General features: G+C 57.4%; 11 protein-coding genes. 7 read left to right on the top strand and 4 right to left on the bottom strand.

What is annotated here, in order from left to right:
- The first annotated feature begins 543 nt into the window (after positions 1-543).
- The 7 genes from H8790_RS11135 (at position 544) to H8790_RS11105 (ending at position 8,794) form a co-directional block, all read left to right on the top strand.
- Positions 544-2,139: an amidohydrolase gene (locus H8790_RS11135; RefSeq protein ID WP_187332569.1), complete on the top strand. Its 1,596-nt coding sequence runs from the start codon at positions 544-546 to the stop codon at positions 2,137-2,139.
- A gap of 10 nt (positions 2,140-2,149) precedes the next feature.
- A complete protein-coding gene (locus H8790_RS11130; RefSeq protein WP_187332568.1) occupies positions 2,150-3,757 on the top strand; it encodes an amidohydrolase in 1,608 nt (535 codons plus the stop codon).
- A 70-nt stretch (positions 3,758-3,827) separates the two neighbouring features.
- Positions 3,828-4,919, top strand: coding sequence for a TRAP transporter substrate-binding protein (locus H8790_RS11125; protein WP_187332567.1), 1,092 nt, complete (start codon positions 3,828-3,830; stop codon positions 4,917-4,919).
- 101 nt (positions 4,920-5,020) lie between these two features.
- Positions 5,021-5,518 carry a TRAP transporter small permease gene (locus H8790_RS11120; RefSeq protein ID WP_187332566.1) on the top strand — a complete coding sequence of 166 codons (498 nt, stop codon included), beginning with the start codon at positions 5,021-5,023 and terminating at the stop codon, positions 5,516-5,518.
- Complete coding sequence (locus H8790_RS11115) at positions 5,518-6,789, top strand: TRAP transporter large permease (protein ID WP_187332565.1); 1,272 nt, start codon at positions 5,518-5,520, stop codon at positions 6,787-6,789. The genes H8790_RS11120 and H8790_RS11115 overlap by 1 nt, the downstream gene beginning before the upstream one ends.
- A gap of 71 nt (positions 6,790-6,860) precedes the next feature.
- Entirely contained in the window at positions 6,861-7,670 is an 810-nt protein-coding gene (locus tag H8790_RS11110) for an SDR family NAD(P)-dependent oxidoreductase (RefSeq protein ID WP_187332564.1), read from the top strand.
- Between the two features lie 179 nt (positions 7,671-7,849).
- A complete protein-coding gene (locus tag H8790_RS11105) occupies positions 7,850-8,794 on the top strand; it encodes a DMT family transporter (RefSeq protein WP_187332563.1) in 945 nt (314 codons plus the stop codon).
- A 49-nt stretch (positions 8,795-8,843) separates the two neighbouring features.
- On the opposite strand, the gene gpmI is transcribed toward H8790_RS11105, so the two are convergent.
- The 4 genes from gpmI to H8790_RS11085 all read right to left on the bottom strand — a co-directional run bounded on the left by gpmI (position 8,844) and on the right by H8790_RS11085 (position 13,116).
- Positions 8,844-10,358 carry a 2,3-bisphosphoglycerate-independent phosphoglycerate mutase gene (gene gpmI / locus H8790_RS11100; RefSeq protein WP_187332562.1) on the bottom strand — a complete coding sequence of 505 codons (1,515 nt, stop codon included), beginning with the start codon at positions 10,356-10,358 and terminating at the stop codon, positions 8,844-8,846.
- A 91-nt stretch (positions 10,359-10,449) separates the two neighbouring features.
- Entirely contained in the window at positions 10,450-11,223 is a 774-nt protein-coding gene (gene tpiA, locus H8790_RS11095; protein WP_187332561.1) for a triose-phosphate isomerase, read from the bottom strand.
- A 114-nt stretch (positions 11,224-11,337) separates the two neighbouring features.
- The gene (locus tag H8790_RS11090; protein WP_187332560.1) at positions 11,338-12,534 is read right to left on the bottom strand and encodes a phosphoglycerate kinase; all 1,197 of its coding nucleotides are present in this window, start codon (positions 12,532-12,534) and stop codon (positions 11,338-11,340) included.
- Between the two features lie 93 nt (positions 12,535-12,627).
- A complete protein-coding gene (locus H8790_RS11085; protein ID WP_187332559.1) occupies positions 12,628-13,116 on the bottom strand; it encodes a tRNA (cytidine(34)-2'-O)-methyltransferase in 489 nt (162 codons plus the stop codon).
- Between the last annotated feature and the right edge of the window lie 261 nt (positions 13,117-13,377).

The following is a 13,377-nucleotide window of genomic DNA, read 5'->3' as shown; positions in this document are numbered from 1 at the left end:
CCCCAAATAATTTCCCCGTATCAACTGATGAAAAATTGGAAATTATTAAGTATGTGGAAAACAGATAAAAAAACCAAAATTTCCAAAAAATGAGAAAATCTTTGGGGGGGGGGCACAAATATTTGAATTAATCATAGATCAATTTTGTGTATATTGACACAACCAAACAAAAACATTCTAACCAACCAAAATTAAAAAACTGGAAAAGTTATATAAAAGACATTTTCTGCCTGTTTCACTAAGGAAACTTGGTTGGTTTGATGACGAGAAATTGGTTGTGGCAAAAAAACGACAACAGTGGTATTTTTGATGAAAGCCGATTGATTGTTTTCCAAGGATTTTGTTAGATTCTACAAAATACAGTCAAATTATTTAGCATAAAAGTGCAATGCAAGCTATTTGCATGTGAAAGTAGTACAAATTGCATCTTTGATATTTGTGTATAACCCATAAAAACTGAAGGGAAATGGAAGCCAGCCGGTTTCATTGGACTGGCAGATGCCGTCCGGTGAAACGCGGATGGTAAGGAAAGGGGTTTTACCAATGGCAACAGCGTATATCAACGGAAAAATCTATACCATGAAAGCCGAGGGCGATCTGTGCAGCGCAATTGTAGTGGAGGATGGAAAATTCCTTTACTGCGGCACGGATGAGGAGGCCAAGCGGATCGCCGAAGGCGGAGAAGTGGTGGACCTGCACCAGGCTCCGGTGCTGCCCGGTATGATCGATACCCATCAGCACCTGTTCGCCTATGCCCGGGACCGCCTCAAGCTGAATCTGAAGAAGGCTGAATCCCTGGAGCAGTTGCTGGAGATGATCCGCCAGCGGGCGGAGGAGACGCCTGACGGCCAGTGGATCGTGGGCGCGGGCTTTGACCATGAGCGCTTTATCGACCGCAAAGAGTTGCCCACCAAGGAGGAACTGGATCGGGTCTGCCCCAACAACCCCCTGATCATCACCCGCTACTGCTTACATATCAATGTGGCCAACTCCCTGGCTCTGAAGGCCGGCGGCATCGGCCCCGGCTTCCAGCCCAAGGTACCCGGCACTGTGGAGTTTGGTCCCGACGGCCAGCCCACCGGAACGCTGCGGGATGCCGCGGGCGCCGATATTGTGGCCCTGGCTCCCGACCCTTTGGCTACCCAGGAGGGCAAGAAAGACGCGGTGGAGGCGGCCTGCCACGAGCTCAACCGCCACGGCCTTACCGGCGTCCATGCCATCCAGGGACTGCACTGCAATCTGCCGGAGTACACCGACGTCTATCAGGACCTGGCGGACGAGGGGCGCCTGACCGCCCGCGTCTATCTGGGCTTTGACCGCTTTCCCGGCTGCAACATCCGCACAGGCCTGGGCAACGACATGGTCAAGTACGGATTCTACAAACTCTATGTGGATGGCAATATGGGCGGCCGCACCGCGCTTTTGACCGAGCCCTATGAGGACGATCCCAGCACCTGCGGCATTCCCAACTACACCCAGGAAGAACTGGACGCCCAGGTGAAAAAGGCCTATGACATGAATCTCCAGGTTGGCGCCCACGTCATCGGCGACAAGGCCGCCGAGATGCTCACCACCGCCATTGAGCATGCCCGGGCCGATCGGCCCAACACCGATCCCCGCTGCTTCCGGATGATCCATATGTCCCTTCTCAATCAGGACGTGGTGGACAGAATTGCCAAACTGCCTGTAGTGGTGGATATCCAGCCCATGTTCGTATCCACCAATGTCCGCTGGTCCGAGACCCGTGTGGGACACGAGCGCTCCAAATACCATTACTGTTGGCGTAAGCTCTTGGACAATGGTATGATACTCTCTGCCGGCTCTGATAACCCCTGCGAATCCTATGACCCCATGCATGGCACATACGCCATTGTCACCCGCCAGGGCATGGACGGTTATCCCGACGGCGGCTGGTTCCCTGAGGAGCGGGTCAGCGTCTACGAGGCTATCTCCATGTATACCCGCAACGCCGCCTATGTTTCCTATGAGGAGGACCTCAAGGGCACCATCGAGGCGGGCAAGCTGGCCGATTTTGTGATTCTGGACGCTGATGTGTTCCATATTGAGCCAGAGAAGATCAAGGACATTACTGTGGAAAAGACATACTTGGGCGGAAAGCTTGTGTATGCCAAGAACTGAGAGGGAAACCATGGTTCAAATCAACAACCGCGTGACTGCCTTCATCAACGGTCGGTTCTACACCATGCGGGAAGAGGGCGAAACCTGCCAGGCCGTGGCCGTCCGGGATGGTAAATTCATCTACTGCGGCAGCAATGAAAAGGCTGCTGAACTGGCAAAGGGCAATGTGGTGGATCTGAAGGGAAAGACCGTGTTGCCTGGATTCATCGACGATCACCAGCATGTTCAGGCCTATGCAAGAAACCTTCTGAAGGTGGATTTAACGGATGCCTGCTCCATTGAGGATGTAAAGGAAAGGGTCCGTGTCCAAGCCGCTAAGGTCGGTCCGGGGAAACTGATTTTAGGCAGTGGGTTTGATCAGACCAAATTTTCTGAAAAGCGCCTGCCTACCCGCTGGGACCTGGACGCGGCTGCACCGCAGAATCCGGTGGTCGTCACCCGCTACTGCCTCCACGTGAACGTGGCCAACTCCATGGCACTGGAGCGGGGCGGCATCCGCCGGGAGATGGAGCTGCCGGAGGGGATTGAGCGCAGCGAAGACGGGGAACTCACCGGCTGCATGCTGGAGCGGGAGGCCGCCGAACTGGTCAACGCCATCACCGACGGCGCAGACCTTTCTTACGAAGAGCTGAAGGACGCGGTGTGCGGCGCGCTGCACCAGGCCAATTCTTTTGGCATCACCGGGGTCCATCCCATTCAGGGCAAGCTTTGCAACCTCTTTGAACAAACCTATCTCTATCAGGACCTGCGGGACGAGGGGCGCCTCACCTGTCGCATCTGCCTGGGCGACGACGAACTGACCGGCTGCTCCATCCGCAGCGGCTTGGGCGACGAGATGGTCCGCTTCGGATTCTATAAGATATACACCGACGGTTCTTTGGGTGGCCGCACCGCTCTGATGACCCGGCCCTATCACGACAGCCCCTCGGAAACCGGCGCCTGCCACTACAACCAGGAGCAGCTGGACGAGATGGTGAAGGCGGCCTATGACCGCCACCTCCAAACCGCGGTCCACGCCATCGGAGACAAGGCTGTGGAGATGACGCTGACAGCCCTGAAGCGGGCCTATGACGCCAATCCCCGTCCCTGGGATCAGATCCGCTTCCGCCTGACCCACTGCTCCCTCATCAATGATAAGATTCTGGGGATGCTCAAGGAGATGCCCATGATCATCGACATGCAGCCCGGCTACGTCTCCACCAACATCCACTGGAGCGACGACCGGGTGGGCAAGGAGAGGGCTCCGTACCTCTTTGCCTGGAAGACACTGATGAACGCCGGCCAGACCCTTTGCGGCTCTTCGGACTTGCCCTGCGAAAACCTGAACCCTATGGTGGGCGTTTACGCGGTGGAGACCCGCAGCGGCTACGACGGATATATGCCCGAGGGCTGGCAGCCCCAGGAGCGGCTGAGCCGGTATGAGGCCGTCTGCCTCTACACCAAAAATGCCGCCTACGCATCCTTTGAAGAAACGCGCAAGGGTACCATTGAAGTAGGGAAACTGGCAGACTTTGCGGTGTTTGACCAGGATGTGTTTTCCGTGGCCGCGCCGGAGCTGCTCAAACTCCGCGTGGAGAAAACCTATCTCTCCGGAAAAGAGATCTATTCCCGCAAGTAAGGCGTATTGAACGTGAGTTGACACGTTTGATAAATAAAAAGGAAACCGATTTAAAGGAGGATCACTACTCATGAAGAAACTGTTTTGTCTGTTGCTGAGCGCCGTTATGGCATTTTCCCTGGTAGCCTGCGGTGATTCCGGAAGCGGCTCCGCCGGCGGAAGCGCCAGCGGAAGCGCTGGTGGCAACTCTGCCAATCCCGCCGACTGGGGTCTGACCACCGAGGTCACCTCTACCGACAAGATCACCATCCGCCTGGCTTATGACTGCTCCGACACCCATCCCTCCCATAAGGCCTTTGTGGAGAAGTTCCAGGAGCCCCTGCAGGGCATCAGCAACGGCAACATCACCGTGGAGCTGTACCCTAACTCCCAGCTCGGTTCCCTGGCTGAGAACATGGAGTCCATGCGTATCGGCGACCTGGAGATGGCCGGCCTGACCGACGCCACACTGGCTGCCACGGTTCCCGAGTTCAACCTGATCGGTCTGCCCTTTATGTGGACGTCCATCGACGCAGTACATGAGGCACTGGACGGCGACTTCGGCGACTATCTGAACAACCTGCTGAAAGAGCAGACCGGCATCATCAACCTGGGTTATCTGGACGTGGGTTTCCGCAACATCACCAACTCCAAGAAGCCCGTCAGCACTCCTGATGATCTGAAAGGTCTGAAGATCCGCACCATGACCAACACCCTGCACGTTGAGTATTTCGACGCTCTGGGTGCCATTCCCACCCCCATGTCCTTTACCGAGCTGTTCACCGCTTTGCAGCAGAAGACCGTGGACGGTCAGGAGAACCCCACCGCTATGATCTACAACAACGCCATCTATGAGGTTCAGAAGTACATGACTGTCAGCGAGCATGTCTGGACCTCCACTCCCCTCTGCATCGCCGGTGACTTCTACAACAGCCTGCCCGCCGACTATCAGGCTGTGATCGCCGAGGCTGCTGCCAACACCGTTGAGTATCAGCGCGAAATGATCACCGAACAGAACGCCAGCCTGGTCACCGACATCGAGGCCGCCGGCACCGAAGTAATCACCCTGGATGCCGATCAGAAGGCTGCCTTCCAGAAGGTCGCCGAGGACAGCGTCTACAAGACTGCCGCCGCCGAATACGGCCAGGATCTGATCGACATGGCTGCTGCGCACAACAAGTAATCCTGCGATTCCCAACGCCTGAACAGTAAAGGCTGAGTGTCCTGCACAGGGACTGCTTCCTGTGCAGGACACCCTATAAGAGAGAGGAGATTCCACTTTTCATGAAAGTCCTGAAGTTTTTGAATGAAAGGTTGGAGGAAGTTTTCCTGGTAATCCTGATGGTGGCTGCCGTAATCATCGTTACGATGCAGGTCATTACCCGTTACCTGCTGAAGATTCCCCTGCCTTGGAGCGAAGAACTGGCCCGCTACATTTTCCTGTGGCTGACCTGGGTGGGCGCTTCCTATGCAACCAAAGAGCGTAAGCACGTTTGCATCGACGTGGTTTATGAGAGACTGCCCCAGATGGGCAAGAAAGTCTGCAACATCATCTCCACCATCGTGTGGATCGCATTTTTGTGTGTTATGGTGTTCATCTCCGTTAAGTTGACCAGCAGCGTGTACAGCGGCGGCCAGATCGCGGTGGGCAGCGGTATTCCCATGTGGATTCCCTACGCCTCCATTCCCACCGGTATGACACTGATGCTGATTCGTCTGCTGCAAAACTGCTATCACGACATCAAAGCCTCCAAAGCAAAAAAGGAAGAGGGTGAGTGCTGATGGCATTAAAGATTATTGTTTTGTTCGGCGTCATGTTTTTCCTGATGGTCATCGGCGCTCCCATTGCAGTATCCCTTGGCGTTGCCACTATCACCACGATGGTGACTACCACAAACATTGGTCTGACCTCTATTGCGACCGCCTGCTTCAGCGGCCTGGATTCCTTCCCGCTGATGGCAATCCCGTTCTTTATGCTGGCCGGCAACCTGATGAAGTCCGGCGGTATCTCACGAAGGATACTGGACTTTGCCGATGCCCTGGTGGGTTGGATCACTGGCAGCACCGGTATGGTTACGGTTGTGGCATCTATGTTCTTTGCCGCTCTCTCCGGCTCTTCTCCCGCGACGGTGACCGCCATCGGCGGCATCACCATTCCCGAGATGAAGAGAGAGGGCTATGACCCCGCCTATGCGACCGCCATCACCGCGGCCGCCGGCACCATCGGCGTCATCATTCCCCCCAGCATTCCTTTTGTCATCTACGGTGTGGCAGCCCAGTGCTCCATCTCCGATTTGTTCCTGGCCGGCGTTATCCCCGGCATTATGATCGGTGTTGTGCTGATGGCCGTGAACTATTTCACCGCCAGGAAGAACCACTACGGCAGCAAGAAGAAGTTTGCTCTGAAGACGCTGTGGAACACTCTGAAGAGCTCCATTTGGGCGCTGCTGGTGCCGGTCATCATCTTGGGCGGCATCTACGGCGGTATTTTTACCCCCACCGAGTCCGCCGTTGCAGCCATTGTTTACTCCATCATCATCGGCCTCTTTGTCTACCGTGAGCTGGATATGAAGAGCCTTTATGAGGCCTTCCGTGATACTGTCCTGATCAATGGCCAGACCACGTTCCTGGTTGGTATCTCCATGTCCTTTGCCCGGTTCCTGACCATGTCCCAGGTGCCCACCACCATCGCCAAGGGCATCCTGAACATCAGCAACCCCATTGCGATTCTGCTGGTCATCAACCTGTTCCTGCTGATCGTGGGCTGCTTCATCGACAACATCTCCTCTACGGTCATTCTGACCCCCATCCTGCTGCCGATTATCCTCGGCATCGGCATGAGCCCTGTCCAGTTTGGTATCATCATGACCGTCAACTTGGCAATCGGTTTCATCACCCCGCCCTATGGCTGCAACCTGTTCTTTGCCTCTGCGATTTCCGGTGTTTCCGTGGTAGATATCGCAAAGAAGATTTTGCCTATGATCGGCGTGATGCTCATTGTCCTGATGCTGCTGACCTTTGTTCCTGTCCTCAGCATCGGCATCCTGGGCTAAGTTTAAAGCGAACTTTTTAACCGGTCGTCACATTTATTTTCCCTATCTTAGGGACATTTTGGAGGCTCTCAATGGAAATTCAGGATAAGTATCTGTCTTTGGAAGGCAAGGTGGCCATCATCACCGGTGCCGGCTCCGGCATCGGCCTGGCGGTTTCCCAGTTGTATGTCAAGTACGGCGCCAAGGTAGCCATGGTGGACATCAGCGACAAGTGCCAGGAGGAGGCAGACAAGATCGGCGATTCCGCCAAGTTCTTTAAGTGCAATGTGTCCAGTGAAGCGGACGTCAAGGCCACCGTGGAAGCGGTCAAGGCCGCGTTTGGCCGGATTGATATTCTGGTGAACAACGCCGGTATCATCGTGCGCAAGACTGTGCTGGACACCACGGAAGAGGAGTGGGACCGCTGCCTGGATATCGGCCTGAAAGGCGTATTCCTGTTCTCCAAGCACACAGTGCCCATCATGATCGAGCAGGGCGGCGGCGTGATTGTCAACACGGCCTCCGGCGCGGCCATCAAGGGCGTGCCCGATTCCGCACCATACAATGCCTATAAGGGCGGCGTGGCGGCCCTGACCCGCGGCATGGCCGTGGACTTCGGCAAGTACAACATCCGCGTCAACTGCGTCTGCCCCGGCGACATCATCACCCCCATGCTCATCAGCGAGGGCATCCAGACCGGCAAGATCACCACCGCCGATCCCAAGACCCCCGAAGAGAAAGAGGCCATGGAGAAGTTCCTGGAGTCCTGCGGCAGCTATCGCCCGCTGCGCCGGATCGCCACCGCCGAGCAGATCGCCTACACCTTCCTGTTCCTGGCCACCGACATGAGCGTCTACGCCACCGGCGGAAGCTTTGTGGTGGACGGCGGCCGCTGCAGCTGATTCAACCTGCATACAGCATCGGTTCTTAGGCTTTGGAAAAAGCGGAGCGTTTTGCTCCGCTTTTTCCGCATACGCCCTCCGCGATGGTTCTTTACAATGTGCCGGATGATCTGATATACTGGAGCGAACCACTTAGCGAGAGCAATATAGACTTTTTGAAACATGGAAGAAGGGTGAGTGTGAAGGCGAAGGGAATCCTCTATATCATTCTCTCTGGGGTGATTTTCGGCATGATGCCCATTGGTGCCAAGGTCATTTACGCCAACGGGGGAAATTCTTATTTTTTGACGCTGGTACGCTTTTCGCTCAGCCTTTTACCGCTATACCTCCTGGATCGGATGGACTGCCGCCGCTGCGGGATAGAGGGGCGGACCCGCCTCAGCCGGCGCCAGATCGGGCAGTTGATACTTTTGTCCGCCGGCTTTACCGCCACACCCGCGTTCCTCTTCCTCTCCTATAATTACATTTCTTCCGGCCTATCCACCACGCTCCACTTTGTCTATCCGGTGCTGGTGCTGGTGGGATGCGCGCTGTTTTTCCGGGAGAAGATCGGCCGCAGGGAACTGGTCTGCTGCGCTCTTTGCATGGCGGGCGTGCTGTCCTTCTATACGCCCGGCGACAGCGGCAACATATTTGGAGTGTGCATTGCGCTTCTCTCTGGGATCACCTATGCCCTCTACATCATCATTCTCGCCAAGTCCGGATTGCAGATGGTCCTGCGGCGCTACCAGCTCACTTTCTGCGTCCAGGGGGCAGGTGCTGTGGCACTTCTGGTGGTAAGCACAGCCGTGGGAGCGCTGCATGTGCACGTGACGCTGCTGGGCTGGGTGTTGATTTGCTTTTTCACTTTCGGCACCACAACGGCCACCATATTCTTCCAGATGGGGACCAAGCTGTGCGGCCCCCAGTATGCGTCGCTCTTGAGCACCTTTGAGCCGCTGACCAGTGTGGTGGCCGGCGTTGTGCTGCTCCATGAGGGGATGACGCTGCGCTCGGGCCTTGGAATTGCCTGTGTGCTTGCTTCCGTGCTGCTCCTTGCGTGGAAAAAGGGGGCCAAATCGGAGGGCGATCAGGCTGCTGAGGAGCCGCCCGCCGTCATTGATGGCAAAGACGAGCAAATATAAGTAAAAAAGGGACGGACACTATGTGTCCGTCCCTTTTCTATTTCCTGCTTTATTTGATAATCAACGTTTTACCGTCCATCTCCGGCGGGCACTGAAGGCCCATCACATCCAGGATGGTGGGGGCGATGTCGGCCAGCTTTCCACTGCGCAGTTCCGCGCCGGCGCCGCAGAGGATGAAGGGCACCGGGTTGATGGAATGGGCGGTCATGGGGCTGCCGTCGGGCTGCTTCATCTGCTCGGCATTTCCGTGATCCGCAGTGACCATGGCGATGCCGCCCATCTTCAGAGTGGCGTTCACCACCCGGCCCACACACTCATCCACAGTCTCCACCGCCTTGACAGCCGCGTCAAAGACACCGGTGTGGCCCACCATGTCGCAGTTGGCAAAATTGAGGATGATGACGTCATAGGCACCGGACTCGATCCGCTCCACGCATTTGTCACAGACCTCCACGGCGCTCATCTCCGGCTGCATGTCGTAGGTGGCCACCTTGGGGGAGGGCACCAGCACCCGGTCCTCTCCGGGAAACACGGTTTCCACGCCTCCGTTGAAAAAGAAGGTGACATGGGCGTACTTTTCCGTCTCGGCGATGCGCAGCTGGGTCAGCCCCAGCTTGCTCAGATATTCGCCCAGGCCGTTTTCCACACGGATGCGGGGGAAGGCAACCTCCACATTGGGCATGGAGGCGTCGTACTCGGTATTGCACACAAAGGTCACAGGGAAATACTGGTGGGTAAAGCCGTCAAACTCCGGGTCCACAAAGGCACGGGTGATCTCGCGGGCACGGTCGGGGCGGAAGTTGAAGAAAATGATGCTGTCGTTGTCGCCCACGCAGCCGTCGCTGTCGCAGACCACCGGCTCCACAAACTCGTCGGTGACTCCCTTTTCATAGGAGGCCTTCACAGCCGCCACGGGATCGGGGTTTGTGACGGCGCCCTCGCCGTAAACCATGGCGTCATAGGCGGCCTCCAGCCGCTCCCAGCGCTTGTCACGGTCCATGGCGTAATAGCGGCCCATCACAGTGGCCACCTTGCCCACGCCGATTTCCCCACACTTGGCGACGCACTCCTCCAGAAATTCTGCGCCGGCGGTGGGAGAGGTGTCCCGTCCATCCAAAAAGGCGTGGATATAGACCTTCTCCAGCCCCTTCTCCTTGGCCAGCTTCAAAAGGGCCCACAGGTGGTTCAGATGGGAATGTACGCCGCCGGTGGAAAGGAGGCCGAACAGGTGGAGCGAGGTGCCCTTGCTGAGGCACTGGTCCATGGCGTGGAGATAGGCTTCGTTCCGGAAAAAGGAGCCGTCCTCAATGGAGCGGGTGATGCGGGGCAGGTCCTGAAAGACCACCCGGCCGCCGCCGATGTTGGTGTGGCCCACCTCGCTGTTGCCCATCTGGCCTTCCGGCAGTCCTACATCCAGCCCGGAGGCGGAGAGGGTGGTGTGGGCATACTCGGCGAACAGCTGATCCAGGCAGGGGGTCTTGGCGGCGCGGATGGCATTGCCGTCCACGGCGTCGGACAGGCCGAACCCATCCATAATAATCAATGCGGTAGGTGTTTTATTCATGATTCCACTATCCTCATTCTGTCTGCAAAGGGCAGACTCCATCGAACTTGTTGGGAGCGCTCTTCCGACCGCTCCGTTCAGACTGGATTGCTTACTCCTGGTTTGCAGCGTTGATGATATCCACGAACTTCTGGGGCACCAGGGCGGCGCCGCCGATCAGGCCGCCGTCCACGTCGGGCTGGGCCAGGAGTTCCGCCGCGTTGGAAGGATTCATGGAACCGCCGTACTGGATGGTGACGCTGCGGGCCACACGGGCACCATAGAGGGAGCGAATGGTGGCGCGGATGGCGGTGCAGACCTCGGCCGCCTGCTCGGCGGTGGCGGTTTTGCCGGTGCCGATGGCCCAGATGGGCTCATAGGCGATGACGCACTTGCGGAGCTTGTCGGCGCTGACGCCTACCAGAGCGGATTTCACCTGCAGGGCGATCCACTCGGCGGTGATGCCCGCCTCCCGCTGCTCCAGGGATTCGCCCACGCAGATAATGGGCAGCAGGCCCGCGTCCAGGGCGGCGTGCACCTTCTTGCTGACGGTGGCGTCGGTCTCGCCGAAATACTGCCGCCGCTCGGAGTGGCCGATGATGACATATTTCACGCCCAGATCCTTCAGCATGTCGGCGGATACCTCTCCGGTGTAGGCACCGCTTTTTTCATAGTAGAGGTTTTCCGCGCCGATGGACACCCGCATATCCTTAAAGGCCCGGACCGCCGTGGAGATGTTGCAGGCAGGCACACAGACCACCACATCGCACCACTTGGCCTTGGGCAGGATGGGCTTAAGCTCTTCGGCGAACTGCTTGGTCTCCGTGGCGGTTTTATTCATCTTCCAGTTGCCGGCGATGATTGTTTTACGATATCTGCGATTCATGAATTCTGATACTCCCTTATCTAATATGTGATGCGGCCCACTAACCGCTAAGAGGATACAAATGAGTGGTTGGTTCAGGCCGGGGGCGACCCGCTGATCGGCGGGAACCGGTGCTTACTTGTCCAGCAGGCAGGCCACGCCGGGAAGCTCCTTGCCCTCCATGAACTCCAGGCTGGCTCCGCCGCCGGTGGAGATGTGGGTCATTTTATCAGCATAGCCCAACTGCTGCACGGCGGCGGCACTGTCTCCGCCGCCGATGATGGTAATAGCGCTGGTCTTGCTCAGCGCCTCGGCCACAGCCTCGGTCCCTTTGGCAAAGGCGGGGAACTCAAAGACGCCCATGGGGCCGTTCCAGATCACGGTGCCGGCGTCGGCCACGGCGGCGCAGTAGAGGGCGATGGTCTCGGGCCCGATGTCCAGGCCCTGCCAGCCGTCGGGGATTTCACCGGCTTTCACCACCTGGCACTTGGCGTCCGGGGCGAACTGGTCGGCGCAGACGGTGTCGACAGGAAGCAGCAGCCGGACGCCCTTGTCCGCCGCCTTTTGCACCATCTCGTTGGCATATCCCTCCCAGTCGGCCTCCAGCAGGCTGTCGCCCACCTTGCCGCCCTGTGCGGCAGAGAAGGTGTAGGCCATGCCGCCGCCGATGATGATGGTGTCGGCCAGTTCCAGCAGGTTGTTGATGACCCCGATCTTGGAGGACACCTTGCTGCCGCCCAGGATGGCCACCAGGGGACGCTTGGGGCTCTTCAGGGCGCCGCCGATGACCTCCAGCTCCTTTTCAATCAAAAAGCCGGAGACGGCGGGCAGAAACCCGGCCACGCCGGCGGTGGAGGCGTGGGCCCGGTGGACGGCGCCGAAGGCGTCGGAGACATAGAGGTCCGCAAGGGAGGCCATGGCCTTTGCAAGGGCCGGGTCGTTCTTGGTTTCGCCGGGTTCAAAGCGTGTGTTTTCAAGGAGCATGATCTGCCCGCCCCGCAGCGCGGCGGCCTTGGCCTGGGCGTCGGGGCCCACCACGTCGCCGGCCATGATGACCTCCCTGCCCAGCAGTTCGCTGAGCCGGGCGGCCACGGGCTTCAGGGAAAGCTCCGGCTTCACCTCGCCCTTGGGCTTGCCCATGTGGGAGCAGGCAATCACCGCGGCGCCCTGGTCCAGCAGGTAGGTGATGGTGGGAAGAGCCGCCCGGATGCGCTTGTCGTCGGTGATGACGCCGCTGCCGTCCTTGGCCATGGGCACGTTGAAGTCGCAGCGCAGCAGCACCTTCTTGCCGCGGACATCCACGTCCCTGACCGTCTTTTTATTGTAGTTCATATGATGATATCTCCTTTATGCGACTGGATGATTTGGAATCAGGATATGCATAGTATGGCCGGAGAATCAAAAAATTTCCCAAAACCTGAGCCGCTATCTGGCCATTTCCCCGTGATCCAGAAGGCCGGGAAAGCCTATCTGGCGCAGCGCCTCATAGACGCATACGGCCACTGTGTTGGCGAGGTTCAGGCTCCGGGCCTCCGGGCGCATGGGCAGACGAATGCACCGGGCGGCAAATGCCTCCCGGAAGTCCTTGGGAAGACCTGCGGTCTCCTTGCCGAAAAACAGCCAGCACCCGTCGGTAAAGACGGCCTCGCTGTACGGACGGGGCGCTTTGGTGGTGGTGAGGTAGAGATTGCCCGCCGCCTCCGGATGAAGCCGGAACAGCGCCTCCAGGTTTTCATAGACCGACACATCCACCAGGTGCCAGTAGTCCAGGCCCGCCCGGCGCACAGCCCGCTCGGAGATGTCAAAGCCCAGGGGCTCAATGAGATGCAGGTGGCTGCCGGTGGCGGCGCAGGTGCGGGCGATATTGCCGCAGTTTTGCGGAATTTCCGGCTCCACCAGGACAATATGCAGCATAGAATAACCTCCGTCCAAATGAACGCACCCTATTGTAATGCATTCGAATCGCAAATTCAACCGCAAAGTGAGAATTTTATCAGAAATTCGAAAGAAACTACAACAATTTCACAGTTCTGCCTGAAAAAACAACATAAAATGACAAAATTTCATGTCTCCCATTTGGAAGAGGATGGACTGTGTTTCAAAAACCGTTCAATCTGTCCAAAAACCAGGTAGAAAATTCTATTATTTATTTTACCGCAACCTCTGGATTTTCCC

The organism is Oscillibacter hominis, from assembly GCF_014334055.1.
GTDB lineage: Bacteria > Bacillota > Clostridia > Oscillospirales > Oscillospiraceae > Oscillibacter > Oscillibacter hominis.
This window is presented reverse-complemented; position numbering and strand designations above follow the sequence as displayed.

Excerpts from the sequence above, each read along its gene's own strand:
- H8790_RS11090 (WP_187332560.1), bottom strand. The coding sequence starts at position 12,534 with ATGAACTACAATAAAAAGACGGTCAGGGACGTGGATGTCCGCGGCAAG.
- gpmI (WP_187332562.1), bottom strand. The coding sequence starts at position 10,358 with ATGAATAAAACACCTACCGCATTGATTATTATGGATGGGTTCGGCCTG.
- H8790_RS11125 (WP_187332567.1), top strand. The coding sequence starts at position 3,828 with ATGAAGAAACTGTTTTGTCTGTTGCTGAGCGCCGTTATGGCATTTTCC.
- H8790_RS11085 (WP_187332559.1), bottom strand. The coding sequence starts at position 13,116 with ATGCTGCATATTGTCCTGGTGGAGCCGGAAATTCCGCAAAACTGCGGC.
- tpiA (WP_187332561.1), bottom strand. The coding sequence starts at position 11,223 with ATGAATCGCAGATATCGTAAAACAATCATCGCCGGCAACTGGAAGATG.
- H8790_RS11130 (WP_187332568.1), top strand. The coding sequence starts at position 2,150 with ATGGTTCAAATCAACAACCGCGTGACTGCCTTCATCAACGGTCGGTTC.
- H8790_RS11120 (WP_187332566.1), top strand. The coding sequence starts at position 5,021 with ATGAAAGTCCTGAAGTTTTTGAATGAAAGGTTGGAGGAAGTTTTCCTG.
- H8790_RS11115 (WP_187332565.1), top strand. The coding sequence starts at position 5,518 with ATGGCATTAAAGATTATTGTTTTGTTCGGCGTCATGTTTTTCCTGATG.
- H8790_RS11110 (WP_187332564.1), top strand. The coding sequence starts at position 6,861 with ATGGAAATTCAGGATAAGTATCTGTCTTTGGAAGGCAAGGTGGCCATC.
- H8790_RS11135 (WP_187332569.1), top strand. The coding sequence starts at position 544 with ATGGCAACAGCGTATATCAACGGAAAAATCTATACCATGAAAGCCGAG.